The organism is Vibrio sp. SCSIO 43137, from assembly GCF_028201475.1.
Classification (GTDB): Bacteria; Pseudomonadota; Gammaproteobacteria; order Enterobacterales; family Vibrionaceae; genus Vibrio.
Window position 1 is genome coordinate 3,208,550 of sequence record NZ_CP116383.1, and the last position, 23,379, is coordinate 3,231,928.

28 protein-coding genes are annotated in these 23,379 nt (G+C 45.5%); 7 read left to right on the forward strand and 21 right to left on the reverse strand.

Translation table 11 applies throughout. The annotated features are described in order from the left end of the window. Positions 1-38: 38 nt before the first annotated feature. Positions 39-893, reverse strand: a complete 855-nt coding sequence (gene ubiA / locus PK654_RS15070) for a 4-hydroxybenzoate octaprenyltransferase (protein WP_271696761.1) — start codon at positions 891-893, stop codon at positions 39-41. Further along, a complete protein-coding gene (locus PK654_RS15075) occupies positions 894-1,433 on the reverse strand; it encodes a chorismate lyase (protein WP_271696762.1) in 540 nt (179 codons plus the stop codon). It abuts the gene before it with no gap. Positions 1,434-1,559: 126 nt separating this feature from the next. On the opposite strand from PK654_RS15075, the gene PK654_RS15080 reads away from it, so the two are divergent. After that, positions 1,560-1,973, forward strand: coding sequence for a flagellar basal body-associated protein FliL (locus PK654_RS15080; RefSeq protein ID WP_271696763.1), 414 nt, complete (start codon positions 1,560-1,562; stop codon positions 1,971-1,973). Positions 1,974-1,984: 11 nt separating this feature from the next. Here PK654_RS15080 and glpG read toward each other — a convergent pair whose 3' ends face one another. The 6 genes from glpG to ftsY all read right to left on the reverse strand — a co-directional run bounded on the left by glpG (position 1,985) and on the right by ftsY (position 7,602). Beyond that, complete coding sequence (gene glpG, locus PK654_RS15085; protein WP_271696764.1) at positions 1,985-2,824, reverse strand: rhomboid family intramembrane serine protease GlpG; 840 nt, start codon at positions 2,822-2,824, stop codon at positions 1,985-1,987. Next, complete coding sequence (gene glpE, locus PK654_RS15090) at positions 2,824-3,144, reverse strand: thiosulfate sulfurtransferase GlpE (protein WP_271696766.1); 321 nt, start codon at positions 3,142-3,144, stop codon at positions 2,824-2,826. Before glpE ends, glpG begins: the two co-directional genes overlap by 1 nt. A 375-nt stretch (positions 3,145-3,519) precedes the next feature. Then, entirely contained in the window at positions 3,520-4,374 is an 855-nt protein-coding gene (gene rpoH, locus PK654_RS15095) for an RNA polymerase sigma factor RpoH (RefSeq protein WP_271696767.1), read from the reverse strand. Positions 4,375-4,549: 175 nt separating this feature from the next. Further along, positions 4,550-5,494, reverse strand: coding sequence for a permease-like cell division protein FtsX (gene ftsX, locus PK654_RS15100; protein WP_333909649.1), 945 nt, complete (start codon positions 5,492-5,494; stop codon positions 4,550-4,552). Continuing rightward, positions 5,484-6,158, reverse strand: a complete 675-nt coding sequence (ftsE, locus tag PK654_RS15105; RefSeq protein ID WP_271696768.1) for a cell division ATP-binding protein FtsE — start codon at positions 6,156-6,158, stop codon at positions 5,484-5,486. Before ftsE ends, ftsX begins: the two co-directional genes overlap by 11 nt. 43 nt (positions 6,159-6,201) lie before the next feature. After that, the gene (gene ftsY / locus PK654_RS15110) at positions 6,202-7,602 is read right to left on the reverse strand and encodes a signal recognition particle-docking protein FtsY (protein WP_271696769.1); all 1,401 of its coding nucleotides are present in this window, start codon (positions 7,600-7,602) and stop codon (positions 6,202-6,204) included. 186 nt (positions 7,603-7,788) lie between these two features. Between ftsY and rsmD the strand changes: the two genes are divergently transcribed. After that, entirely contained in the window at positions 7,789-8,385 is a 597-nt protein-coding gene (rsmD, locus tag PK654_RS15115) for a 16S rRNA (guanine(966)-N(2))-methyltransferase RsmD (RefSeq protein ID WP_271696770.1), read from the forward strand. After that, positions 8,385-8,651 carry a DUF1145 domain-containing protein gene (locus PK654_RS15120; RefSeq protein ID WP_271696771.1) on the forward strand — a complete coding sequence of 89 codons (267 nt, stop codon included), beginning with the start codon at positions 8,385-8,387 and terminating at the stop codon, positions 8,649-8,651. Before rsmD ends, PK654_RS15120 begins: the two co-directional genes overlap by 1 nt. A gap of 51 nt (positions 8,652-8,702) precedes the next feature. On the opposite strand, the gene PK654_RS15125 is transcribed toward PK654_RS15120, so the two are convergent. The 9 genes from PK654_RS15125 to PK654_RS15165 all read right to left on the reverse strand — a co-directional run bounded on the left by PK654_RS15125 (position 8,703) and on the right by PK654_RS15165 (position 15,268). Continuing rightward, entirely contained in the window at positions 8,703-9,287 is a 585-nt protein-coding gene (locus tag PK654_RS15125) for a YhgN family NAAT transporter (protein WP_271696772.1), read from the reverse strand. A 76-nt stretch (positions 9,288-9,363) separates the two neighbouring features. Continuing rightward, complete coding sequence (locus PK654_RS15130; protein WP_271696773.1) at positions 9,364-9,600, reverse strand: YecH family metal-binding protein; 237 nt, start codon at positions 9,598-9,600, stop codon at positions 9,364-9,366. A gap of 133 nt (positions 9,601-9,733) precedes the next feature. Continuing rightward, positions 9,734-10,357 carry a lysoplasmalogenase gene (locus tag PK654_RS15135; protein WP_271696774.1) on the reverse strand — a complete coding sequence of 208 codons (624 nt, stop codon included), beginning with the start codon at positions 10,355-10,357 and terminating at the stop codon, positions 9,734-9,736. A 200-nt stretch (positions 10,358-10,557) separates the two neighbouring features. Further along, positions 10,558-10,923 (reverse strand): DUF4145 domain-containing protein, encoded by a 366-nt coding sequence (locus tag PK654_RS15140; RefSeq protein WP_271696775.1) that lies wholly within the window; start codon positions 10,921-10,923, stop codon positions 10,558-10,560. Positions 10,924-11,028: 105 nt separating this feature from the next. Then, the gene (locus PK654_RS15145; RefSeq protein WP_271696776.1) at positions 11,029-12,042 is read right to left on the reverse strand and encodes an acyltransferase; all 1,014 of its coding nucleotides are present in this window, start codon (positions 12,040-12,042) and stop codon (positions 11,029-11,031) included. A 55-nt stretch (positions 12,043-12,097) separates the two neighbouring features. Next, positions 12,098-13,324, reverse strand: coding sequence for an organoarsenical effux MFS transporter ArsJ (gene arsJ / locus PK654_RS15150; RefSeq protein WP_271696777.1), 1,227 nt, complete (start codon positions 13,322-13,324; stop codon positions 12,098-12,100). A gap of 66 nt (positions 13,325-13,390) precedes the next feature. Further along, positions 13,391-13,891 carry a cyclin-dependent kinase inhibitor 3 family protein gene (locus PK654_RS15155; protein WP_271696778.1) on the reverse strand — a complete coding sequence of 167 codons (501 nt, stop codon included), beginning with the start codon at positions 13,889-13,891 and terminating at the stop codon, positions 13,391-13,393. Between the two features lie 11 nt (positions 13,892-13,902). Beyond that, positions 13,903-14,904 carry an ArsJ-associated glyceraldehyde-3-phosphate dehydrogenase gene (locus PK654_RS15160; RefSeq protein WP_271696779.1) on the reverse strand — a complete coding sequence of 334 codons (1,002 nt, stop codon included), beginning with the start codon at positions 14,902-14,904 and terminating at the stop codon, positions 13,903-13,905. 25 nt (positions 14,905-14,929) lie between these two features. Then, a complete protein-coding gene (locus tag PK654_RS15165; protein ID WP_271696780.1) occupies positions 14,930-15,268 on the reverse strand; it encodes a metalloregulator ArsR/SmtB family transcription factor in 339 nt (112 codons plus the stop codon). Between the two features lie 206 nt (positions 15,269-15,474). Here PK654_RS15165 and PK654_RS15170 point away from each other — a divergent pair, with 206 nt between their 5' ends. The 4 genes from PK654_RS15170 to PK654_RS15185 all read left to right on the forward strand — a co-directional run bounded on the left by PK654_RS15170 (position 15,475) and on the right by PK654_RS15185 (position 19,130). Further along, the gene (locus tag PK654_RS15170) at positions 15,475-16,434 is read left to right on the forward strand and encodes an alpha/beta fold hydrolase (RefSeq protein ID WP_271696781.1); all 960 of its coding nucleotides are present in this window, start codon (positions 15,475-15,477) and stop codon (positions 16,432-16,434) included. An 82-nt stretch (positions 16,435-16,516) separates the two neighbouring features. Next, positions 16,517-17,335, forward strand: coding sequence for a Cof-type HAD-IIB family hydrolase (locus tag PK654_RS15175; protein WP_271696782.1), 819 nt, complete (start codon positions 16,517-16,519; stop codon positions 17,333-17,335). Positions 17,336-17,467: 132 nt separating this feature from the next. Continuing rightward, on the forward strand, positions 17,468-18,511 hold the full coding sequence (locus PK654_RS15180) for a hypothetical protein (RefSeq protein WP_271696783.1): 1,044 nt from the start codon (positions 17,468-17,470) through the stop codon (positions 18,509-18,511). Position 18,512: 1 nt separating this feature from the next. Beyond that, positions 18,513-19,130: a tRNA-uridine aminocarboxypropyltransferase gene (locus tag PK654_RS15185; protein ID WP_271696784.1), complete on the forward strand. Its 618-nt coding sequence runs from the start codon at positions 18,513-18,515 to the stop codon at positions 19,128-19,130. A gap of 84 nt (positions 19,131-19,214) precedes the next feature. Here the strand turns inward: PK654_RS15185 and PK654_RS15190 are convergent, their stop codons facing one another. Genes PK654_RS15190 through hemC form a run of 4 tightly spaced genes read right to left on the reverse strand, consistent with a single transcriptional unit; the run spans position 19,215 to position 23,354 of the window. Beyond that, positions 19,215-20,399, reverse strand: a complete 1,185-nt coding sequence (locus PK654_RS15190; RefSeq protein ID WP_271696785.1) for a heme biosynthesis protein HemY — start codon at positions 20,397-20,399, stop codon at positions 19,215-19,217. Continuing rightward, a complete protein-coding gene (locus PK654_RS15195) occupies positions 20,396-21,673 on the reverse strand; it encodes a uroporphyrinogen-III C-methyltransferase (RefSeq protein WP_271696786.1) in 1,278 nt (425 codons plus the stop codon). The genes PK654_RS15190 and PK654_RS15195 overlap by 4 nt, the downstream gene beginning before the upstream one ends. Continuing rightward, complete coding sequence (locus tag PK654_RS15200) at positions 21,663-22,415, reverse strand: uroporphyrinogen-III synthase (protein ID WP_271696787.1); 753 nt, start codon at positions 22,413-22,415, stop codon at positions 21,663-21,665. Before PK654_RS15200 ends, PK654_RS15195 begins: the two co-directional genes overlap by 11 nt. Then, the gene (gene hemC / locus PK654_RS15205) at positions 22,416-23,354 is read right to left on the reverse strand and encodes a hydroxymethylbilane synthase (RefSeq protein ID WP_271696788.1); all 939 of its coding nucleotides are present in this window, start codon (positions 23,352-23,354) and stop codon (positions 22,416-22,418) included. Positions 23,355-23,379: the final 25 nt, after the last annotated feature.

Below are 23,379 nucleotides of genomic sequence, written 5' to 3' on the forward strand. Positions count from 1 at the left end.
ATTGAAAAGGTTCTGAGTTAACTCAGAACCTTTTTTACTTATAAGGTACTCAGAAACAGGGCCAGGGCCATTACCATTCCGACCTGATTATTATTCAGAAATGCTTTAAAACAGTCGTCCCTTTCTCTTTTACTGATCAGATACTGCTGATAAACAAACAGGGCAGAAGAGACAAGAATTCCCCAGTAGAATGCCTGCCCCAGTTGCAGCCAAATTCCCAGAGCTATAAACAGCAACAACGTGACAAGTTGTAGTATGCCGATAATCATCTTGTCGAAGCGGCCAAAGAGAATGGCTGTCGATTTTAACCCGACCAACAAGTCATCATCGCGGTCCACCATGGCGTACTGGGTGTCGTAAGCGATTGTCCAAATGGCATTAATAACAAACAGCAACCATACCTGCGGAACCAGTTCATTGGCCTGAGCCGCCCAGGCCATAGGGATAGCCCAGCTAAATGCCAAACCAAGAAACAGTTGAGGAAGGTGGGTAAAGCGCTTCATAAAGGGGTAGATAAACGCCAGTACAATGCCGACAAAGGAGAGCTTCACCGTTAAGCTGTTCATAGTAAGCACAAGAAGGAATGAAACCAGTGCCAGAATAACAAACAGCACAATTGCCTCAACTGGGGTTACCTGCCCGGATGGCAACGGACGCAGTTTGGTTCTTTTAACATGACCATCAAAGTCACGGTCGGCAAAATCGTTAATCACGCATCCGGCCGAACGCATCAAAACTACACCGACAACAAATACGACTAATACGTCCCAGTCCGGCATCCCTTTCGCCGCCAATATCAATGACCACAGCGTCGGCCATAACAGCAATAATGAGCCTATCGGTCTGTCCATTCTCATTAACAGCCAATAAGATCTTGCTTTGGCAAAGCTCATTTAGCACTTCTCCTTTGAATACACTGGCGCATCCGGCAAAAACAGCTCAGCAACTAGCATGGGCTTCTGATTCATCCACAACCTTGAACGTCTGGCAATCAGCCTGCCGGACGGGGTTTCTGCCCAGCCTATTTTTAACTCGTCCCGGTGAACATTTTCCGCACTGAAAACCGTCAGCCCCAGAGGTATCTCGCCCTGCTCAGTTAAATCATAAGGTTGCTCTTCCAGAGACTGAGAAGGGATCAATGTTCTCCCTACTACCCACTCCTGTGAATCACCAAACAAAACAACCTCACGCAGAAGGAACTCACTACCGGACAGCAGAGCTCTCTCCTTCTCACTGATCTGCCGAACAGAAATCATAGTATTGTTTAACAAATTTACCGATAGTTTTTCACATTTCCCGGCTAAACGGCGTGACAGAGAACCCTTTTCCAGAAGCCAGGGCAGAGAAATCTCCCCGGATAGTTCAAACTTATTAACATCTTGCCAGTCAACGTCTTTGAGAGCAGCAATGTACAGCGATATCAGCTCATTCATGGTTATTTTTATTAATTAATGCTTGGGTTTTGGTTAAAGAAGCCGCAAAATACGATTATGCTTTGCGCCCCATTGTAGCAGAACAGGGCGATTCTAATATCGGAACAATAATAAAGAATCAAAAATATGCTGACACGTTATCTTTTACTTTTTACTTTCATCTGCACATCTCTGTTTTCCGTAACATCTCTTGCTAATGAAGAGGCAGATCAAGGTCCGGCTTTTGCCTACTACACGCTGGAACCGGATATGACGACTAACATCTACACCAAAGGCAAAACCCTTAGCTATCTGCAGGTAAGAATCGATCTTATGGTGGCCGATAATAGCTATATCGTCGATTTAGAGCAACACGATCCGCTAATCAGAAACACTATCGTTGAAATCATCGGGCAGCAGTCATCTGATCAGGTTAAGTCACTGGCAGGAAGAGAAGAACTGCGTAAAAAACTACTTGATGAGCTAAACAGCTTACTACTGGTTGAAACAGGCAGAACCCTGATTGCTGATCTGCTGTTTACTAAATACCTGTATCAATAAGCAAAGGAGAGCTATCTCCTTTGCTTTACCAACAAGCGCGAGTCTATCCAAGCTAAAGCAACACCACAAATCAGCCCCATAAGGTGTGCTGTATTGGCTATTGCCATATAGGGCTGTACAAAGCCCAACACCAGCCAGACCAACATAAAGCCAACTATGGGTTTAGGCAGTGACAAGTTTTTCTGCGGTGCAAGTTGTCCGGTAATCCAGATGTAGCCAAGCAGCGCATAAACCACCCCGGACAAGCCGCCAAAGTTGGCATCCTCTACCCAGAATTGACCCGCACCCGAAATCGCAGCGGACAACAAAGATATCTGCAATAACTTAAGGGTGCCTGAGTGTTTCTCTATATCACCACCTAGCTGCCACCACCAAAGTAAGTTAAAGGCAATGTGCACAGTGGAAAAATGCAGTAAAGCATGACTGAACCAACGCCATAGCTGATAGCGTTGTTCATCGAATGCAGGAAAATGCAGGCTGGAAAAAACCACCTCAGCAAAGCCAAGCTGCAAAGCTGCATAGATAACTATGGTTGCCATCATAATCAGCAGCGTAAAAGGCCCTGCTTTTGCTTTCACCATATTCAGCAGGCCGGGTGTCTGGTAAGCGAACTTTCTGGTTCTGCTGTCTGCCATATCCCATGACGCCGCCTGATACTTCTTGTTGTTTGGATCCTGAAGAAAGTGCTGCAGCTCTGATTCAGCTTCGATCTGATACTGATTGTCTTTCAGCCAGACAGCAAACATACCTCCGCCTTCCGGCATCATATCCACAGGGATGCCCCGAGAGGCCATATAATCGATAAAAGCCTGCGCTAATCTGGGATTATCAAGAACGATGAGTTTTATCACTAGTTACTCTCTGTCGGTAAACCTGCTGCATGCCATGCGGTAAATCCGCCATCCACACTATACACCTCTTCGTAACCCTGATTAACCAGATACTGAGCAGCCCCCTGACTACTGACTCCGTGATAACACATCACCAGAACAGGCTGCTCGAAGTCGACATCATTCATAAACTGTACAATGTTGTCATTAGTCAGATGCAGAGCTGATTTGGCGTGAGATGCGGTATATGAGCCGATATCACGTATATCAACCAGTACCGCTCCTCTGGTGGTCATTAATTCGTTGGCACCCATATTATCTATCTGTTTAAAGGTACTCATAGCTATTCCTTCTTCTTACTCTGATATCTATCCAGATATCAACTCAGCTTCTATTGTTAACTTTATCCACCAGCTGATCAATAAAACATCAACTGTGGATAAATTTGTGGATTGCGTTAATAAAGTGCTTCTGAAAATAAAGATCCACAATATATAGTGATGATCTTTGTTTTTCTGTGAGTATGTCATAGATTATCCCCAGTGGCATTCTGGCTGAAAACCCAGTCTGTTAGCCTGTTTCTTACAAGTCACCTAACATTTCTTCACAGAGTTATTCACAATTTATTTAACCCTTACTGCGCAATAAAATGATCAGATATAAAAAAACCGGGATCATAAGATCCCGGCCTTTAAAAATTTTCAATCTGTCAGCAGTTAAAACTCACCTACAGCAAGTTTAAGCTTTTTCATGGCATTCTTTTCTAGCTGTCTGATTCGCTCAGCCGATACACCATAGGTTTCTGCAAGCTCCTGAAGTGTCGACTTCTGATCATCAAGCCAACGGGAACGCACAATATGCTGACTACGCTCATCCAGAGTCGCTAACGCATGAGTCAGCCTGCTATTGGTGTGAGCTTCCCAGTTATCCGCTTCGACATTGTCGGCAAGGTCTGAATGCTTGTCTTCCAGATATAATACAGGCGCTGCATAGCTACCGCTGTCATCATCATCCGTTGGCATTTCAAAAGTAGCATCCTGAGCGGCAAGGCGGGATTCCATTTCACGGACTTCTGCCGGCTCTACACCCAGCTCACGGGCAACGGTCTCAACTTCACCATTGTTAAACCAGCCCAAACGCTTTTTCGACTTACGCAGGTTAAAAAACAGTTTTCTTTGTGCCTTGGTTGTGGCGATTTTCACGATACGCCAGTTTCTCAGTACGTACTCATGAATTTCAGCTTTGATCCAGTGTACAGCAAAGGAGACAAGGCGAACTCCGACTTCAGGGTTAAAACGTTTAACCGCCTTCATCAGACCGATATTACCTTCCTGAACAAGATCAGCCATCGGCAGACCGTAGCCTGAATAGCCACGGGCAACATGAACAACGAATCTAAGATGAGACAGAATCAGGCCTTTCGCCGCTTCTATTTCACCTTTGTAATGTAATCGCTCGGCTAATCCACGCTCTTCATCAGCTGTCAGCATAGGGTAGCTGTTCACTGAACGAATATAGCTGTCTAAGCTATCCTGGGATACTAATGCCATTTGATACGTTTGGTTTGTCATTCAATTCCTCAATAATCTTATGAAGAGCAATATTTCTATCTCTAAACCCATCAATATTGAACCTAATCAAAGAAAGTTTCAATAAGGGGATGCTAATTATCCACAGTTCTTTTCTATTAACAAGTGCAGATAGTGAATATTAGCCTTTGCGGATTACCTTTATGACAGAGTTCTGTTAAACAGGTTCAATTTCTTTTAAATGCTTACGGGCAGAGAACCTCGCGGCGACAAAGCCTAACAGCACTCCCGTCATTAATAACAGCAGAGATTCATCCCAGTTAAGACCCATTAATCTGAACTGACTATCGTAAAGCATGGCCAGATCTTCTACCGCACCATTGAGTAAAATGGTAATCACAGCGGTTAAGATCCATGCAGCCAAAGCACCAATCACACCAAACCACATACCAGAATAGAGATATGGACGCAGAATAAAGCCATCGGTAGCCCCTATCAGCTTCATCACCTGAATCTCTTCTTTATGCGCCAATACAGTAAACCTCAATGTATTACCCACAATAAGGAAGACGGCTCCCAGCATAAGTACTGCTGAAGTTGTGGCAATGACAATTGCCAGATTCTGAATGGCATTCAGTCGTGCAAGCCAGTCTTCATCCAGACGAACATCAGTAACGATATCAAGCTGCTGCGACTGGCTGGCTATCTTACGGATTTCGCTATTACTATCGACGGCGGGCTGAACCACCAATACCGCGGGCAAGGCATAATCATTTAACAGGGATATCGCCTGCTCAAAGCCGGAATATTCACTTAAATCATTAAGACCCTGTTGAGAGGAGATATATTTCACACTAGCAACGGAAGGCCAGTTTTCAATCTGATCCTTCAGCACCATTATTCGTGCTTCAGGCGTGCCTTCTTGAACATACAGGCTGACATTAGACGGAGTGGTTACTCCTTCTGCCACTTTGGCAATGTTCTTTCCAATCAGGTAACCGCATGCAGGTAAGGCAAGTGCTACTGCAATAACCGCTAACGTAAGAATATTGCCTAAAGGGCGTTGCCAGAGAGCAAAAAAGGAGGCTCTAAGCTGCTTAACATGCACCTTAACAAAGCCGTCATGCACTATGGCTGCTTTTGCCCTGCTATTACTGGCCATAACCTTCAACCTCGCTCATAAAGCCCTGATTCAGTTCAAAACGACGATGCTGAGGGCGGCTGTTAATCAGATTAATATCATGGGTTGCAATAATAATAGAGACACCAGCACGGTTGAACTCTTCAAATATCTGCATGGTCCGGTTGGATAGTTCAGGATCAAGGTTCCCCGTCGGTTCATCGGCCAACACTAATGCTGGACGATTAACTACCGCTCTGGCTATTCCGACTCGTTGTTGTTCACCGCCGGATAACTGACTCGGCAGGCATTTGGCTTTATCCAGCAAACCAAGCTTATCCAGTGCAGCAGAAACCCGGTGCCGGATATCATTTTCGGAGGCGGACTCTATTCTCATAGGCAGAGCCACATTTTCAAACACAGAGCGATCCATCAACAATCGGTGATCCTGAAACACAATTCCTATATTCCGACGTAAAAACGGAATATCTTTATTGGCTATCTGGGTGATGTCATGACCATTAAAATGAATTTTTCCGTCAGACGGACGCTCCATGGCACAAATCAGCTTTAGCAGAGTACTTTTACCTGCACCTGAATGACCACTAAGAAAGATCATCTCTTTCTTACGCAGATGAAAATCCACTTTCTGTAATGCCTGCCGGCCACCCCGGTAAGCTTTACTCACTTGTTGAAATCTAATCACCCCAGTATCCTCAACGCTGAATTATGCTCAGAATTGCAATCTGTTACTCTTCCCTGCTAAACAGGGCTTCAATAAAGTCTTGGCTGTTAAACGGTCTTAAATCGTCGATCCCTTCACCGACACCAATAAAACGAATCGGGATCTGAAACTGATCGGCAATAGCGAAGATAACACCACCTTTCGCCGTACCATCCAGCTTGGTAAGAGTAATACCTGTAATCGGGGCAACATCGCTGAACAGTTTTGCCTGACTAATGGCGTTCTGGCCAGTTCCGGCATCCAGTGTCAGCATAATTTCATGTGGGGCTGAGTCATCAATTTTCTTCATTACCCGCACAATTTTACGCAGCTCTTCCATCAGGTTGCTCTTATTCTGCAGACGCCCTGCGGTATCCGCGATAACAACATCTACCCCACGGGCTTTTGCTGCCTCAATGGCATCATAGATAACGGAAGCACTGTCAGCACCGGTATGCTGCGCAATCACGGGAACACTGTTTCGCTCACCCCATACTTGCAACTGCTCTACAGCAGCAGCACGGAAGGTATCGCCGGCTGCCAGCATGACTGACTTACCCTGAGCCTGAAACTGCTTAGCCAGCTTACCAATGGTAGTCGTCTTACCAACGCCATTCACGCCGACCATAAGAATTACATATGGAGTTTTGTCAGTATCAACTTCCAGCGGCTTTTCAACGTGTGAAAGAATATCGCTCATCTCTTCTTTCAGCAGTCCGTACAGTGCTTCACCATCTTTCAGATCCCGGCGGGAAGCCTTGTCCGTCAGGTTGTCGATGATCTTCATTGTGGTATCAATACCCACATCAGCAATCAATAACTGCTCTTCAAGCTCTTCAAACAGATCGTCATCAATTTTCTTGCCCTTAAACAGGCCAAAGAAACCGGCACCGATATTCTCTTTTGTTCTGGTCAGGCTTCGTTTAAGACGGGCAAAAAAGCCTTCGGTCGGCTTTTCCTGCTCTACGATACGAGGTTCTTCTGACTCTTCTGACTCTTCTGACTCTTCTGACTCTTCTGACTCTTCTGACTCTTCTGACTCTTCTGACTCTTCTGACTCTTCTGACTCTTCTGGAGTCTCAACCGCTTCTGAAACCAGTTCAACTTCTAATTGCTCGGTTTCAGATTCTGTATCCGCATCATTTGAACTTTCTTGTTGTTCTGCTTGTTGAGCTGATTCTTCAGTCTCTTCAGCAGCACTCTGCTGCTCAGATAGTTCCGGCTCATCTGCTACTTCAGCAGCCGCTTCGCTTTCTTGCTGCTCAACTTCTGACAGTTCTGCTTCGGCCTGTACTTCATCAGCCTGAGCAGTTTCTTCTGCCTGCTGTTCCTGATCCAGAACTTGTTCTTGTTCTGCTTCCTGAGTTGGTTCCTGCTTACCGAAACCAAGCCATGAAAATAATCCGCGCTTTTTCTTTTCCGTCATCTGGAGAAATCCTAGATCTTACTTCTGCTTGATAATATTGAGCCCAAAAGGAGCCCTTCACCCTGAATTTTTCTTCTGCTTTATCAGCTAAACCAGAAAAAAACACAAAGTACTGAAATCTTTCGACAATGATTGGTACACTTCGAACTGGTTATAGTATCACTTTATTCGCGGTCAAAAAATCTTATGGTAAGACGTCGTCAGCAAAACTCCCTCACAAATAAGCGCTCTAGTGGCTCTATCCGGATTATTTCCGGCCTCTGGAGAGGCAGAAAGCTACCGGTTCATGATGCAGAAGGGCTCAGACCAACGACGGATCGGGTTAAAGAGACCTTGTTTAACTGGCTGGCAACGGACATTCCCCATTCACGCTGTCTGGATCTATTTTCCGGCTCCGGTGGTCTGGGATTTGAAGCGGCATCCCGTCAGGCGGATGAAGTCGTTATGCTTGAGCTGAATAAATCGGCTCACCAGCAACTGACCTCTAATATTTCGGCTTTAAAAACAGATAAGGTAAAAGCGCTGCATACCGATGCACTTAGCTACCTGAATCAGCAGGCAACACCATTTGATATCGTTTTTATCGACCCTCCATTCCGTAAAGGCCTATTGGATGAGGTTATTATTCAGTTAGAAAACAACAACTGGCTCAGTGAAGATGCTATGGTTTATATTGAGACTGAGCGCGAACTTGTTATGCCTGAACTCCCGCCAAACTGGTCGCTTTACCGCGAAAAACATGCCGGTCAGGTAAGTTTCCGTCTCTATCAGAGGAGTAAATAATGAAGATACTGATTATGCTGGCCAAAGCTTCTATCGCCTTTGTCTGGCTGATACTTATTTTGAACCTGTTTATGCCGTTTCCGGGCAAAGCAGCCATTGCCCTTTATATTATGGCGGCATTCTTGTTTATGATGCATGCGGTTCAGATGCTGATTTTTATCGGCGCCTTTGGCGATAAGGTCAAAATCAGCGGATGGGAAAAATGGTCGATTTTAATCTTCGGCATTTTTTCACTGCTGGATATCCGCCGTAAACATATGATGTAAAAAAGCGCATCTCAGATGCGCTTTTATTTATCCGCTATCAATCAGCTCAATTTAGCCCAGATAATCTTTGACACCGTCAAGTAGCATCTGGGTTGAGATCATAATCAAGAGTAAGCCCATCAGCCTTTCAACGGCTTTCAAACCTCTCTCCCCAAGCAGCTTATGGAAGAAGTTATAGAACATAAGAATGACAAAGCTGGCTCCCCAGGCGATCAGCAGTGCACCAGCCCACTCCCATGTTCTGTCGGGCTCCTGACTGGATAACAGAAGCAATGACGCCATCACTGAAGGTCCGGCAATCATAGGTATTGCCATAGGAACGATGTAAGGTTCCTCGCCCGCCGCCAGCCCGGTTACGCCCCCCGGCTGAGGGAATATCATACGGATAGCAATAATAAACAGAATTACGCCGCCCGATATACTTAATGTTTCCGGCTGTACATGCAGGAAGTTAAGAACCGTCTGCCCACCAAACAGAAAAGCCATCAGGATAACAAGAGCAATACAAAGCTCCCGGACTAAAATAATTCGACGTCTTTTCGGATCGATATGTTTAAGAATGGATAAAATAACCGGGAGATTCCCGAGAGGATCCATAATTAAAAACAGCATGGTTGCTGCAGACAATAGTTCCATATTTATTCTGTTCTCATCTTATTTAGCTTAATTTATTAAAGTCAGTGAACAAGCAGTTTCAGGCTAAATCGGCCTGTTAATGCTGGCACCTGTTTTCTCTGCAATCTGTGTACTTTCCGTCAACCAGAGCGACTTTTTCTCTCTCGATAAAGAAATCAAACAGAGTGTCAAAATCCAGCCCGTCGCTTTTACAGGTATGAAACAACACATCTTCACCGTACGTGTCCAGAAGTGTCGCCTTTAGCTCATCTCGCGTAAGGGGTTGTTGAGAAAGAAGTTCCAGTACTTTATGACCATGGATATTATTCGGCATCGTATTTTCCAGCATGTTAAAAACGCTAAGAATACCCTGAAACAGGAGTTTATCCCTATGTCAGGAAAAAGAGTATCAGCTGAAAAAACCAGCGCCAGATCACATTATGCAGAATTGTAGTGAGTATTCAGAATTATGCAATCACTGAAGCAACAATAAATGCCTGTCCAAGAAACAGCCCGGCCGTAGAGAGTAGATCCGCTCTGATGGCAGATGTGCGGTAGATGTTCAACGCCCGAACCAGAGTGGCCAGTATAAAAATGCAGGAAGCAATACAGGCATACAGATGAGTTGTCGTGGGTTCCAGTAACCAGACAGCCGTTGATGCCCAAACCATCTGAACCAGAATCACCCCCATAATAGAGACAGGAACAACAACGGTATCTAGTTTCGGTAACAGAAGTAATACCACCATCACGCCGGTAGCGAACAGCAAAGCAGGTAACCACCAGCTGATTTCACCGGAAAACGGCAGCCAGAGAGCTTTGCTATAACAGAGAAAAGCGAAGATAAAAGTGGTAAAAGCGGCTTTCACTTTTGCTTTAGGACGTGACCAGAAAAAATCAGCACAGATGGATAAGATTAATCCTGCCGCCACCCAGAAAAACTGAGCCTGTTCACGACCGGAAACAACCAGAATTGCCAGCAACAAAAGTAGGGTTATTGGCTTAAACACGTAAGACAGCCGCTTATTCTCATGATTTGCAGTTGAGATATGAATCAAACCAGACAGTCCGACTAGCAGCCAGCTCCACATAGTGCTTCCTCCTTGTTCCGAAGGTCGCCAGTGTAGAAAAAAACCTCTTATAGTCCAGTAACAATTACCAATAGTTGGATCTCAGCGACTAAATAACCCTATCGGGTAATAAGCCAAGATCAAGCAAGTAACATTTACAACAAAATGTTAACCAAATACACTTCCAGTCACTACTCATAATTCTCTTACTAGCTTGTCATTTACAGGTGCTGAGACAGTTTGTCCCAGTGCACATAGTAAAAACCAAGTGCCGCCAGAGTAATCAGCATCATCAGCGAGACAGCTACCCGCCAGATAAAACGCCCAGCTCTTGGAGTCAGCTCTTTCTCACACTCATCACACACCGTCAGAAACTGCTTTCTGTCTTCAAGCCGGTAATTGTCTTCATGGACGACTTTGTTTCTGATGGTGGCTATATAACGCAGTTTTCCGATCACATCATGAGGTAACCGCTCTTCACAGCTGGTGACCAGCTGATGCAGGCCTTTGCCGTCCGCCCGGTACTGAACTCTCAGTAGCTTCTCAATCCGGCGAGTGCGCATAACGACTTTCTCAATATCTGACATCGTAATTCCTCCCTACACTCAAACGACTTCCCCTTTTAAAGTATATACCTAAGTAGACTCAAAACGTTTTAACTAAACAGAAATAATAAGACTCAATGCAGTTTATCAGGGCACCAGCCAGCGTGTTTTAACGGATCGGGATAATAAATAACTGGCCAGCAAAGCCAGCAGAAAAGCCACCAGCGTCCAGAAAGGTATCATCCAGACAGGGTTACCGTCGTCCCAGCCAAAAAATTTTACCGGCCATAGAAACAAAGGATGAAGCAGATAGATCCCCAAACTGTATCGACTGCCGCTTTTAACCATACTGTGCAAGCGTTCAGGCAAGCGTGGGGCAATTGCACGACAAAGCAGAAAAACCATAGCCGCAATAACGATGGTATTGATGGTCTTATAAGAGAGCCAGCGCCCTACCCTGTATTCATCTGCTGTCAGGCTAAGGTTTGTCACCATAGTAATGGTCAGCATTACACTCGCTATCCCAAACAGTGATATCAGAGCGATATTACGCCTGCTGACTGAAACCTGCTTAAACAGAATATAGCCTAGAGGTAAGTAGCCACTATACAGCCACAGCTGATTGCTCCATATTCCGTCGACAGAGAACAGATACAGGCAACTGGTAATAAGCCACAGCAAAACAAAAACATTCAGTACCTGAGTCTGATTGCTCCTGACCATAAAATGAAAAGCCGGTGCGATAAGATAGAGGGGTATAAAGTAATAAAAAAAACCGAGGTGGTAATAGGTTTCCTGCTGGTAACTATTCACAATCAGGTGCTGAACCGTTTGTAGCTCAAAACCTTCAGGCTGCCAGCCGGACAGAAAGGCATAAAAAACCGACCAGACAATAAAGGGCACAACCACTTTAGCCAGCCGCCTTTTAATATAGTAACGGCCTTCAAACTCTCGTCTATCACTTAGCAGTAGTGCCCCGGTGATAAGAATAAACACAGGAACTGCCCAACGTGCCGAACCGTTTACGGCAATAGCGGTAAACCACTGGTAGAAAGGGAGCTCTCCAAGCTGATACTTGTAGGGCGTTAATACGTGAATCGCCACAACGGTTATTGCAGCGATACAACGTAGCAAATCAAAAAAGAGAAATCGCTGCGGCATAATCCGGCTTAATAGTTAAATATCAAACCATTAAACCGGATGTATAACCTTAAGGTCAAGACTGAGCCAGCTTGCTCTGGTCAGCTTTAGGAAGATAGAGAGAGATAAATGTCGTCAGCGCCAGAAATGCAAAGGACACCCATAAACATGCAGCCAAGCCGGCAATCTGGAATATCCAGCCCGACAGAATAGTGCCTATCAGACGTCCCATAGCATTAGCCATATAGTAAAAACCAACATCCAGAGAGACACCGTCTCCCTTTGCATAACTGACAATCAGGTAGGAGTGAAGAGACGAGTTTACGGCAAATACCGCTCCAAACAGTAGCAGACCAACAATAATAACCAGTTGCGGCTGCCAGCCAAGCTGAACGCCATAAGCTATCAGGCCGGTAATTCCCGCCAGCAAAGCAACCCACCACATCGCCACACTGCCATCGGGAACTTTTCCCTGCGCTTTACCGGTGATCTTAGGGGCAACTCCCTGTACTAAACCGTAGGCAATAACCCACAGTGCCAGAAACCCACCAACCCATAGGTGATCCCAGCGAAACACGGTTCCGAGATAAACGGGAAGAGCAACCACAAACCAGACATCCCTTGCACCGAAAAGGAACATACGGGCCGCTGATAAGATATTAATACTGCGTGATTTAGAAAAGATATGTTTAAACTTAGGCTTGTTCTTCGCCTTACCCATATCGCTCTCAAGGCTGATCAGGCTGCCAATCAATACCATAGCCAGTACTGCCGCCATACTAAGCACTGCATACTTAAAGCCAATCAGGGACAACAGCAGGCCGCCAATAAAGAATCCTGCTCCTTTCAGGGCATTTTTCGATCCCGTCAGAATGGCAATCCACTTATATAAAGCACCTTGCTGCTCATCAGGGACCAATGTCTTAATGGCACTTTTAGCGCTCATCTTATTGAGATCTTTGGCTATACCGGATACTGCCTGAGCAGCCATCACCCACGGAATCGTCAGCCAGCTCTCAGATACGCTCAGCATAAGCAGAGCAACTACCTGCATCGATAGACCTATATTCATAGTCCGGTTAAGTCCCAGCCTCGCCCCTAACCAGCCACCGACCAGGTTAGTAACCACGCCAAAGAACTCATAAAACAGGAACAGGGAAGCTATCGCCAACGTGCCATAACCGAGATCATGAAAATAGAGCACCACCAACATGCGTAATGCACCATCAGTAATGGTGAAGTTCCAATAATTGAAAGTCACCAGCATATACTGGCGAACACTTTTACTTATGCTTGAAAACATAACTAACCCAGAAAAATAACAGCTGTTATAGCTTTTGGATCATGATGATCCAAAAGCTAACCGAACTTATTTTGATGCCGCAAATTGATCTATGTAATCGATCTGAACCTGCTTGGTGAATGCGCCGGGACGCAACGCTTGTACCTGCTGCTTAATGGTGTCCAGTGACCACTGCTTCTCCAGCAGCAGATGTGCAGCCAGCAAGCCAGTTCTGCCGGAACCGCCCATGCAGTGTATGGCTATTTTCCTGTCCGCCTTAAGGATCTCATGCAGCTCAGGTGATACCTTGTTCCACTGCTGTTGAAAGTCAGCTTCAGGTGCACAATCATCTTCAATTGGCAGGTGGTACCAGTGCATCCCCAGCTTTGCTACCATTTCCGGCAACTCTGCAACACCAGCTTTCTGCATCTCTTCTGCATTCAGTGCGGTAACAACGGCTTTAGCACCCTGCTGCTTTATTTGCTGCAAAGAGGTTTCAAGATCCACCTCTTTAGTTCCGGGACAAGGAGTCAGAATCAAAGCGCCTTCCTGCTCAGCAAGAGGCAGTTCCCATGTCGGATGTGTCATCTCAAATACTCCTATGCCAAACCCACTTTACGAACCAACTCAGCAGTACGGGTCGCATAGCCCATTTCATTGTCATACCAGGCGTAAACTTTAACCATACGGCTGCCGACTACCATGGTGGATAGCGCATCAACTATGGTCGAGCGTTGATCGCCTTTATAGTCAATAGAGACCAGAGGACGCTCTTCAAAACCAAGAATACCTTTCAGTTCGCCTTCAGAAGCCTCTTTCAGCAAGGCATTCACTTCTTCCGCTGTAGTATCGCGCTTAACATCAAAAATAATGTCCGTCAGGGAGGCATTCGCCAGAGGAACACGAACTGCGTGGCCGTTAATCTTATCTTTCAGCTCAGGGAAAATCTCTACGATGGCTTTGGCACTTCCTGTTGTGGTAGGAATCAAGCTCATTCCGCACGCTCTGGCACGGCGCAGATCTTTGTGGGGAGCATCCAGAATCGTCTGTGTATTAGTCAGATCGTGGATAGTGGTAAAGGATGATTGTTCGATACCCAGCTTCTCATGGATAACTTTCACTACCGGTGCGATACAGTTTGTCGTACAAGACGCAGCGGTAACAATTTTGTGAGTTGCTGCATCAAAGATATGATCGTTCACACCAACCACAATGTTGGCAACACCGTCTTCTTTGACCGGAGCCGATACCACCACACGCTTAACACCCTGATCCAGATACTTGTTCAGGAATGATGTTTTACGGTGAACACCGGTCGCTTCAATAACAACATCGCATCCTGACCAGTCAACGGCATCAATCTCTCTCTGCTGAGTGGTTTTCACTGATTTACCGTCAATAAATAGCGTATCACCTTCACTTGTCACTTCGTGGTGCCAGCGACCCTGAACAGAATCAAACTCCAGAAGATGTGCCAGTGTTGCCGTATCACCCGCAACGTCATTAATCAAAACAAACTCCAGTTCCGGCCAGTCGAATGCTGCTCTCATCGCCAAGCGGCCAATTCTGCCAAAACCGTTGATACCTACTTTTATAGACATAAGTTACCTCGTTTAAAAAACTCTTCTAACAATCAACCGGACGATCTGTCATATCGGTCAACCGCTGCACATCTTGTTGATACTGCTGTTTAAGACAGTTTGACGCCTGCAAACCATCGATTATCTTTTTCATCCAGCCGGGCAGATCTTCTGATATCTGATACTTAATCCACTGACCTCGCCTTTCATCAACCAGCACGCCTGATTGTCTTAGCATAGCAAGGTGACGGGAAATTTTCGGTTGGCTCTCTTGCAGAGCCGCCGTCAACTCACAGACACAAAGGGACTCTTCACGGCAGATAAGAATCAGACAACGAACCCGGGTTTCGTCTGATAACAACTTAAAAAACTGACTTGGAATCATAATTAGCACCAAATATATGGATATACGCATATATTATTTCACTTTCAGCAAAAATCAAGGCCTCCGCTTTCGTGTCACAAAACATTCATATAGCTCAATGACCTCTCAGTTGTAACTGAAAATGGACAGCAAAAAACATTTCTTACAAACAAGCAGTTATGAGTGATACCCTAAAAGCAACAGTGATAACCCGTAACTAAAACAGCATGCAACCTAAGCCTTTACATGATGCAGAAAATAAAACCGGCCAATTTGAATCCCTCTGGCAAAAAAGGGAGCAAGGCTATTTTCAGGGGGTCAATAACAAGCAGATCTTCTGGGCCAGCCTGACTTCAGCCAACCATGATAAAGCTGTCGTTATTGTTAATGGTCGTATTGAATCGGCATGGAAGTATCAGGAGCTGTTTTACGAGCTTTATCATCAGGGTTTTGATGTTTACTCCTTTGATCACAGAGGACAAGGCATGTCAGAAAGGCTGGCGGATGACCCTCAGATCGGTCACGTTGGTTTATTCTCAGACTATGTTGAGGATATGGCCTGTGCCCTGAAGCAGTTCAACCTTGCAGGTTATCAGCACAAATTTATTCTCGCCCATTCTATGGGTGGTGCTATAGCGACACGATACTTACAGAGTCAGCCGGATATTGAGTTTGACGCTATCGCTCTAAGCGCTCCTATGTACGGTGTTGATATGCCCTGGTATATGAAGCCGGTAGCGAACTATCTTACTCCGTTAATCACGGCACTGATAAAGCAGCCTTTCTATATCACCAAAAACAAAGCCTATTTTGCCAAACCTTTCGAGATTAACCCTCTCACCTCCAGCCATACGCGCTATAAATGGTTCCGTGACCTTTATGAAAAAATACCTGAGCTTAAGCTTGGCGGCCCCAGCGCACGTTGGGTCTGGCAGGGATTAAAGGGAGCAGAACTCTGTATAAAAGAGGCAGATAAAGTCACTATTCCGCTACTACTTTTGCAGGGAGGTCAGGATAAGATTGTCAGCAATCAGGCACAGACCACTTTTATTAAAAAACTGGCCAAAACCAATCCTGATTGCCGGATGACCATTATCGAGGGCAGCAGGCATGAAATCTTGTTTGAGTCCGATACGCACAGAGATATTGCCCTAAAAGAAATACTCTCTTTTTTTTCAGCAGCCTAAAAGGGGAAACTAGCCTTTTCCCTCTTTTCAAAAACAAAATTGCCATACAATAGCGGCAATTCGTTTGTTCTAAGAGGTTTTTATGTCTGCTGACTCTCACTCCCATATCAGAATTGTTGCTTCGGATCTTGACGGAACCCTGCTTGCTCCCGACCACCAGCTTAGTGAATTAAGTAAGCAGACTCTGAAAAAACTGCACAAGAACGGCTACACCTTTATTTTTGCCACCGGCCGCCATCATGTCGATGTAGCGAACATCCGTCAGCAGGTGGGTATACCCGCTTATATGATTACCTCTAACGGGGCCAGAGTTCACGATACGGAAGACAAACTGATGTATGGCAAGAACATCGAACCTGATCTGATTCAGCCTATTATTAATATGGCAAAACACGATGATGATATCCGGATTAACCTGTATCAAAATGATCACTGGCTGCTTAACCGTGAGGATGAAAGGTTAAAAGTATTCCATAAGGAATCTAAGTTTAGTTATCAGCTGTTTGATGTAGACTCTGCGCCTATTGATGGTGTGGCTAAGATTTTCCTGATTCATGATGATCATGACTACCTTGCAGAATTCGAGCATAAGATTAAGCAGCAGTATGGTAATCAGGTTAGTGTGGCCTTCTCCGCCCCTGAATGTTTAGAAGTGATGGGGCAGGACGTCTCTAAAGGGGAAGCCCTTGATGCTGTTGCTAGGCATCTGGATATGTCACTGAATGAGTGTATTGCCTTCGGCGACGGCATGAACGATGTAGAGATGCTATCCATGGCCGGCAAAGGGCTGATAATGGGTACCGCTCACACCAAAGTAAAAAATGCACTACCGGATAACGAAGTCATAGGTACTAATGCTGAGCATGCAGTAGCAAAATATCTGACAACTCACTTGTTGTAGCCTGCTACATTCCCTCATCAGATGTAATCCAAAAGCAGCCTTGTGCTGCTTTTGCCATTTTCTACTAAACTTCTTACATCTCTTTATGTCCTAAGGTCTGACTTATAATTTCTCCGGTTAAGGAAAACGGCTATGTCACTGAAAGCAAAAACTACTCTGCTGGTGCTCACCAGCCTCTATCTTCAGGCATGCTCCACCAGTAACTCAGTTAATCCGCTAGCCGATATAGAAAGGGTTCAGGTCAACGAACTAGCAGCGACTCAACTTTCGCAAGAAGAAACACCAGCAGCTCAATTTATAATGCGCGGGTTGTTAGTCATAGGTCCGGATACTCACTCCTTTACTCCTTGCGGCAGTAAGCAACAATTTTGGGCAGACTTTAACCGGCCACAACAAAATGCCATTCTGGCGATATCCTCTAAGCCTTATCAGCCAATGTATGCCGAACTTATCGGAACCTTAGCCGTTACGGAAAACAGTAGCTACTCCGGAGGGTTTACCGCTCAGATAACTGTTTCCAGCATCAATATGGTTAGCACAGAAAACCCGCAAAGGTGTCAACTGCCTCTGCGCTCTACAACGGCTGTTGGTAATGAACCCTTCTGGTCCGTCAGCTTTAAAAAGAATCATGTTAGCTACAAAAAAATGGATAGCGAAAAAACTCTGGGCATCATGGACAGTGATATCACCAACCAGAAAAGAGTTTATCGCCTTAGCGAACACCAGTTGAAACTCTCCCGCCAGCTATGCCGTGACTCCATGAGTGATACTATCTATGGCTGGAAAGCCAGCCTGAACTCAGAGGATAAAGAGTTGAATGGCTGCGCAGCTCTCTCTAACTTCGACAGTACCCTTAACTGGAGTGGTGTCTATCAGGCAGTAAGTAATGGCCCCAATGCCTTAACGGTCACTCTGGAGTTAAAACCGGATCATACTGCATTAGCCCGCTACCAATATGACGACAACCAGCAGGAAAGGTGGGAAACCGGCTACTGGCAACAGATAAACGCCGGTCAGGTTCAGGTGGTGATGACCCACCATCAGGGGCAAAAACTGATCTCTGAAAGGATATTCAGTAAAAACGGACAGGCGATTCAGGCGACCAGAGAGAAAGTGAATGGTATTATCTACACCATACATAATAGTGGTTTAGTATTGTTTAAATCTGACAATTAGCATGACAAAAAATTCTCTCCAGAAACCAGAGCCGTGCCCGGGGTGCGGCTTATCCTTTCAGTGCCTGTGTACACTAATACCAAAGCTAAACAGCAAAACCGAAATTATTCTGCTTACTCACCCCAATGAAATGCTAAGGGATACCAATAGCGGGAAAATAGTCAGCCAGACTCTGAACAACTGCAGCACTTTTCTCTGGGACAGAAAACAGCCCGATGCAGAATTGCTGCGAAGAATTAATAGCAAGGACAAAAGAGTGCTGCTGCTATTCCCGTCAGAGAAAAGTTGTTCACTTGAGCAGATGGATTGTAAAGCAGCCAGCCAATCAGAATTCCTGTTTATTATTCTCGATTCTACCTGGCAGGAAGCGAAGAAAATGCTCAATAAGAGTGAGTGGTTAAAGGATATTGCTACAGTGCATCTGACCACAGACAGGCCATCCGCTTACTCCCTGCGAAAAAACCAGCAGCCGGGCAATCTATGTACCTGTGAGGTTGCAATTGAGCTGCTATCTCAGTTGGGGCAAACCACAGAAGCGGCACAATTATCCGATTACTTTCAACACTACCTCTCTGTCTTTAAAGCAGATAAAAGCGGTCACAAGTATAAAGAGAGTTAACCGCTACCTTTCTGCAGGCAATAAAAAAGCCAGTGAACTAATGATTAGTTATCACTGGCTTTCAACACTAAGAGTTATCTGACTTTATCTGGCTTCCACCAGCTTCAGAGCTTGTTTAGAAACATCATTTGCTGCATGAGTTAAATCCTGCTTTTCAAGCGCATCAGCAAGATAAGCATAGTCAGTCACATTTGCCCTAACGGACAGTGCCGTCTCAAGGTGCTGCTGTGCCTGCTGCCATTTCTCAGAGCGGATAAGCAGTTGTCCTAATGCACTGTGTGCAGCTGCATTCTCCGGATCCTTTTTAATCACGCCTTCCAGCATAACGACTGAAGGGTGCTCATCAGAAATGTTCAGTTCAGGTATCAGGGCAATCAGCTCCTGAGTAGCGGTTTTCTTCTTAATGGCTTCTTTAATAACCGTAAAGGCTTCGTTATCGGCCTCTCTTGCCATTAACTGCTCTACAAGGCAGACAATTAAATCACCATCCTGACGAACCTTCTTAGGTAACTTGTTCCAGTGAGCAAGTAAGCCCTCACTCCCCTTCTCATGGGCAACATCAATTAACATGCCGCTCTGAGCCTGTTTAAACAGTTGCACCTGCTGCTGGGCATCAATATTCTTAGACTTAGCCAGTTTAGGTAAAATCTCCAGAAGCGGTTGCCACATCTTAAGGTTTACATAAGCGGTTTTCAGCAACGCCAGAACCATAGGGTTATCCGGATTTGATACCTTAAGCTCAGAAAGAGATTCATAGGCCAGCTGATACTGTTTTTCCCTGATCTGCTGACGCGCTTTGGTAAGCTGAACAGCAAGCTTAGAGTTATCCTGTTTGTCAGCAAGGGCAAGATAATGGTCTCGCTTCTGATCGTTACCCATTTCCTGAGCTGCCTCTGAAGCGATCAAGTAACACAGCAGTGGCATATCGTGGTGATTTGCCCAGCGGGTTACTTTCTTCTCTGCAGCCTGCCAGTCACCTTCAAGCAGCTTAACAATACCTTCGTTAGTATAACGACGGGCACGTTTTACTTTTCTGACACTAAACCAGTTCCAGGTTGTCGCACTGGCATGCAGAGTTTTCTTAATAACAAACTCGGTAAAGAACAGAGCCGCCAGCAGGGCAATAATAAACACCACCAGTGTGGTTACACTCATCTCTACAGTTTTGTCGGCAATAGAGATGAGAACATAACCTTGTTGTCCGGCAAACTGAGTTCCGATAAACAGCCCGATACCAAGTACGGCAAACAGAAAGATCATCCTAATCATTGTTTGTCCTCCGTAGTCATGCTGGTTACCTGACGACGTAAACGCTCGTTAATAACATCAGACAGTGCTTTCTGAGATACCAGCTTAACCGGATACTTGATCTCAATATTTTTACCGGAAAGTTGCTTAATGGTTTTATCGAACTGCTCTACTGCAGGATCATCCAGCTTAAAGAACTGCATTGCCCACTCGTCAGCAACCTGCAGGGAGGTCTTATAGATCTCTTGGTTTTCCTGATAGATGGCACGAATAGCCGTCTCGATTTTGCCTTTAATGTTCTCTTTAAGGTAATAGTGCTGCTTAGGTGATAACAGCGGAATCACATTACCATCACGGGTACGGAAAGTAATAAACTGCTCAGAAAAGTCTTTCAGAGAAGTCATCAGGTTTTCCTGCCAGTCATTGATATCTTCAGAAACAACGGCTTTCTTAACAACAGCGGCTTCCGGAAGGATAGCGTTGGCCAGAGGTAGCTGATCGACCTGCTGTTGTAAGCTGATCAGACGCAGCGCCAGACCATCTTTATCGATAAGGGCAACAGACTTCAGCGCGGTGATATCTTTTGCCATCTCCTGACGCAAAGGCATCAGGCTCGGGTCATTAAGTACAGAGATTCGCTGGTCGGCACTCTCCATCAGCAGGGTTGCACTTTCAACATCTTTTTCCAGCAACAGTTTGCGTCCTGCCAGTTTCACCAGATAATCTGATTCTGCCAGAAGCCAGTCGTTAGGACGTCTTCCTTTCACATCGGCAAGGGCAACCTGCAAACTCTTAATGCTCTTTTCTTGTTGACCAATTGCAGTTTCAGTGTGATTCACTGCCTGAGTAATCTGAGACTTGGTTGCACTCTCTGTTGCACTGATTCTCTGCTCCAACTGAGAGTTCATCGCCTTAACTTGCGACTCTAACTGGGCGATTTGTGCCTGATACTGGGTATTCTGCTGGTTCACTAACACTGCAGCACCACCGCCGACAAACAGAGTCAGGAAAATAGCGAATGTTCCCAGCTTAACGCCACGCTTGCCCTGTTTCTCTTCAAATTTGCTCACAGGTGTCGGAGTTTTTTCTTTGCTTGCCGTTTCTGATTTGCTTTCCGCCTTATCGGCTTTTGATTCGGCAGCTTCTGCTGATTGAGGGGAAGAGTTGTCTTCAGCAGTTTTTTGATTTTTTGCCGGTTTCGCCTCTTTAGTTTCCTTTTGCGGCTGTTCAGAGGTTACTTCTGTTTGAGAGTCTTTCTTTTCAGGTTCTGTTTGCCCGTTATTTTTACTTGTCATGCGCTTGTCCTGTTATATGCCGCGGCAAAATTGCAGCTAATAAGTCGGGGTTTGATGCACTTCCCGAGACCGATACGTTATTAAATCCTAATTCATTTGCCAAGTCAGCGATGCGCCGGCTCGGAACGATAATCATCTGACTGGTTAACCAGTCATTATCCGAAATACCACCAGCCAGATGTTCCAGTTGTTCACCACTGGTAATGATAAGATGCGTGATTCCCTGTTGCTGCCAGTCGGCAAACTGAGAAGCTCTATCATATTCCCGCTTATGACGCTGGTATACTTCACAATATGCAACAGTATCTGCAAACTTTGTCAGGGTATCATATATCAGCTCCCGCCCACCATTGCCTCTTAGTATGACAACCTTTTTTCCGGCAATTTCTTGTAGCTGAGGTAACTGAAGGAAATGTTCACTATCACTTATCGCAGGATAGTGTACGTCCTGACGAGAGACCCTGCGCAGGTTTTGAGCGGTTTTTTGACCAATGGCAAAATAGTCAGCTTTATCGGGCCATAAAAATTGCTGCGATTGCAAAATTTTGTCGGACCACGACACAGCGTGCTTGCTTACCGCAATAACAATATCTGCTTCGGCCAAAAGAGAGCCGAGCTGACTTGCTCCTGCTCCCTGAGAAAAGGAGATAAGAGGAAAGTGAGCTGCACTGATTTTACATTGCTCAATCAGTTGACATAACTCACTTCCTTCGGGATCAGGTCGAGTAACCAGAACCTTCATCTATTCGTGTTCGCTGTACAGCTTATCCAGTATCTCTTTTGCACCTTCATCTAACAGTTGCTCAGCAAGCTGAACGCCCATTTTCTCTGCATCATCCCTGTGACCACGCAATTCACCACGTACTACTTTACTGCCATCCGGCTCACCGACTAAAGCACGTAACCAGATTTCATCACCTTCCAGTATTGAGTAACTACCAATCGGAACCTGACAGCCACCTTCCAGACGAATGTTCATTGCACGCTCGCAACGCACTCTGTCTGCGGTATCTTTGTGGTTAAGAGGTTCAAGTAGCTTAATCAGGCGCTCATCATCCAGACGACACTCTATACCGACGGCACCCTGACCTACAGCAGGAAGAGACTGTTCCGGTTCAATAAAGCTCTTAATGCGCTCTTCCATCTCCAGACGCTTCAGGCCTGCAGAAGCGAGAATAATAGCGTCGTACTCACCGGCATCTAATTTGGCCAGACGAGTATTTACATTACCGCGAAGCTCTTTTACCACCAAATCAGGGCGAGATTCTTTCAACTGGCACTGGCGGCGCAGGCTGCACGTTCCGACAACAGAACCTTCAGGCAGCTCATCGATAGAGTTATAGGTGTTAGAAACAAAAGCATCCCTCGGGTCTTCACGCTCACAAATGGTGACCAGACCAAGGCCTTCAGGGAAAGCGACCGGAACATCTTTCATGGAATGCACAGCCAGATCAGCACGCCCTTCCAGCATGGCAACCTCAAGCTCTTTAACAAATAAACCTTTGCCACCCACTTTAGCTAACGGAGTATCTAAAATAATGTCTCCTTTCGTCACCATGGTGACCAGCTCCACTTCCAATCCGGGGTGGGCCGCCTGAAGAGCATCTCTTACATAGTATGCCTGCCACATTGCAAGCGGGCTTTTACGGGTAGCAATTCGAATAGGTGCAGTCTCTTTCATGAAGAATTTTCCGGTGTTTTATTTA

Excerpts from the sequence above, each read along its gene's own strand:
- ubiA (WP_271696761.1), bottom strand. The coding sequence starts at position 893 with ATGAGCTTTGCCAAAGCAAGATCTTATTGGCTGTTAATGAGAATGGAC.
- PK654_RS15075 (WP_271696762.1), bottom strand. The coding sequence starts at position 1,433 with ATGAATGAGCTGATATCGCTGTACATTGCTGCTCTCAAAGACGTTGAC.
- PK654_RS15080 (WP_271696763.1), top strand. The coding sequence starts at position 1,560 with ATGCTGACACGTTATCTTTTACTTTTTACTTTCATCTGCACATCTCTG.
- glpE (WP_271696766.1), bottom strand. The coding sequence starts at position 3,144 with ATGAGTACCTTTAAACAGATAGATAATATGGGTGCCAACGAATTAATG.
- rpoH (WP_271696767.1), bottom strand. The coding sequence starts at position 4,374 with ATGACAAACCAAACGTATCAAATGGCATTAGTATCCCAGGATAGCTTA.
- ftsX (WP_333909649.1), bottom strand. The coding sequence starts at position 5,494 with ATGGCCAGTAATAGCAGGGCAAAAGCAGCCATAGTGCATGACGGCTTT.
- ftsY (WP_271696769.1), bottom strand. The coding sequence starts at position 7,602 with ATGACGGAAAAGAAAAAGCGCGGATTATTTTCATGGCTTGGTTTCGGT.
- rsmD (WP_271696770.1), top strand. The coding sequence starts at position 7,789 with ATGGTAAGACGTCGTCAGCAAAACTCCCTCACAAATAAGCGCTCTAGT.
- PK654_RS15120 (WP_271696771.1), top strand. The coding sequence starts at position 8,385 with ATGAAGATACTGATTATGCTGGCCAAAGCTTCTATCGCCTTTGTCTGG.
- PK654_RS15125 (WP_271696772.1), bottom strand. The coding sequence starts at position 9,287 with ATGGAACTATTGTCTGCAGCAACCATGCTGTTTTTAATTATGGATCCT.
- PK654_RS15130 (WP_271696773.1), bottom strand. The coding sequence starts at position 9,600 with ATGCCGAATAATATCCATGGTCATAAAGTACTGGAACTTCTTTCTCAA.
- PK654_RS15135 (WP_271696774.1), bottom strand. The coding sequence starts at position 10,357 with ATGTGGAGCTGGCTGCTAGTCGGACTGTCTGGTTTGATTCATATCTCA.
- PK654_RS15140 (WP_271696775.1), bottom strand. The coding sequence starts at position 10,923 with ATGTCAGATATTGAGAAAGTCGTTATGCGCACTCGCCGGATTGAGAAG.
- PK654_RS15145 (WP_271696776.1), bottom strand. The coding sequence starts at position 12,042 with ATGCCGCAGCGATTTCTCTTTTTTGATTTGCTACGTTGTATCGCTGCA.
- arsJ (WP_271696777.1), bottom strand. The coding sequence starts at position 13,324 with ATGTTTTCAAGCATAAGTAAAAGTGTTCGCCAGTATATGCTGGTGACT.
- PK654_RS15155 (WP_271696778.1), bottom strand. The coding sequence starts at position 13,891 with ATGACACATCCGACATGGGAACTGCCTCTTGCTGAGCAGGAAGGCGCT.
- PK654_RS15160 (WP_271696779.1), bottom strand. The coding sequence starts at position 14,904 with ATGTCTATAAAAGTAGGTATCAACGGTTTTGGCAGAATTGGCCGCTTG.
- PK654_RS15165 (WP_271696780.1), bottom strand. The coding sequence starts at position 15,268 with ATGATTCCAAGTCAGTTTTTTAAGTTGTTATCAGACGAAACCCGGGTT.
- PK654_RS15170 (WP_271696781.1), top strand. The coding sequence starts at position 15,475 with ATGCAACCTAAGCCTTTACATGATGCAGAAAATAAAACCGGCCAATTT.
- PK654_RS15175 (WP_271696782.1), top strand. The coding sequence starts at position 16,517 with ATGTCTGCTGACTCTCACTCCCATATCAGAATTGTTGCTTCGGATCTT.
- PK654_RS15180 (WP_271696783.1), top strand. The coding sequence starts at position 17,468 with ATGTCACTGAAAGCAAAAACTACTCTGCTGGTGCTCACCAGCCTCTAT.
- PK654_RS15185 (WP_271696784.1), top strand. The coding sequence starts at position 18,513 with ATGACAAAAAATTCTCTCCAGAAACCAGAGCCGTGCCCGGGGTGCGGC.
- PK654_RS15190 (WP_271696785.1), bottom strand. The coding sequence starts at position 20,399 with ATGATTAGGATGATCTTTCTGTTTGCCGTACTTGGTATCGGGCTGTTT.
- PK654_RS15195 (WP_271696786.1), bottom strand. The coding sequence starts at position 21,673 with ATGACAAGTAAAAATAACGGGCAAACAGAACCTGAAAAGAAAGACTCT.
- PK654_RS15200 (WP_271696787.1), bottom strand. The coding sequence starts at position 22,415 with ATGAAGGTTCTGGTTACTCGACCTGATCCCGAAGGAAGTGAGTTATGT.
- hemC (WP_271696788.1), bottom strand. The coding sequence starts at position 23,354 with ATGAAAGAGACTGCACCTATTCGAATTGCTACCCGTAAAAGCCCGCTT.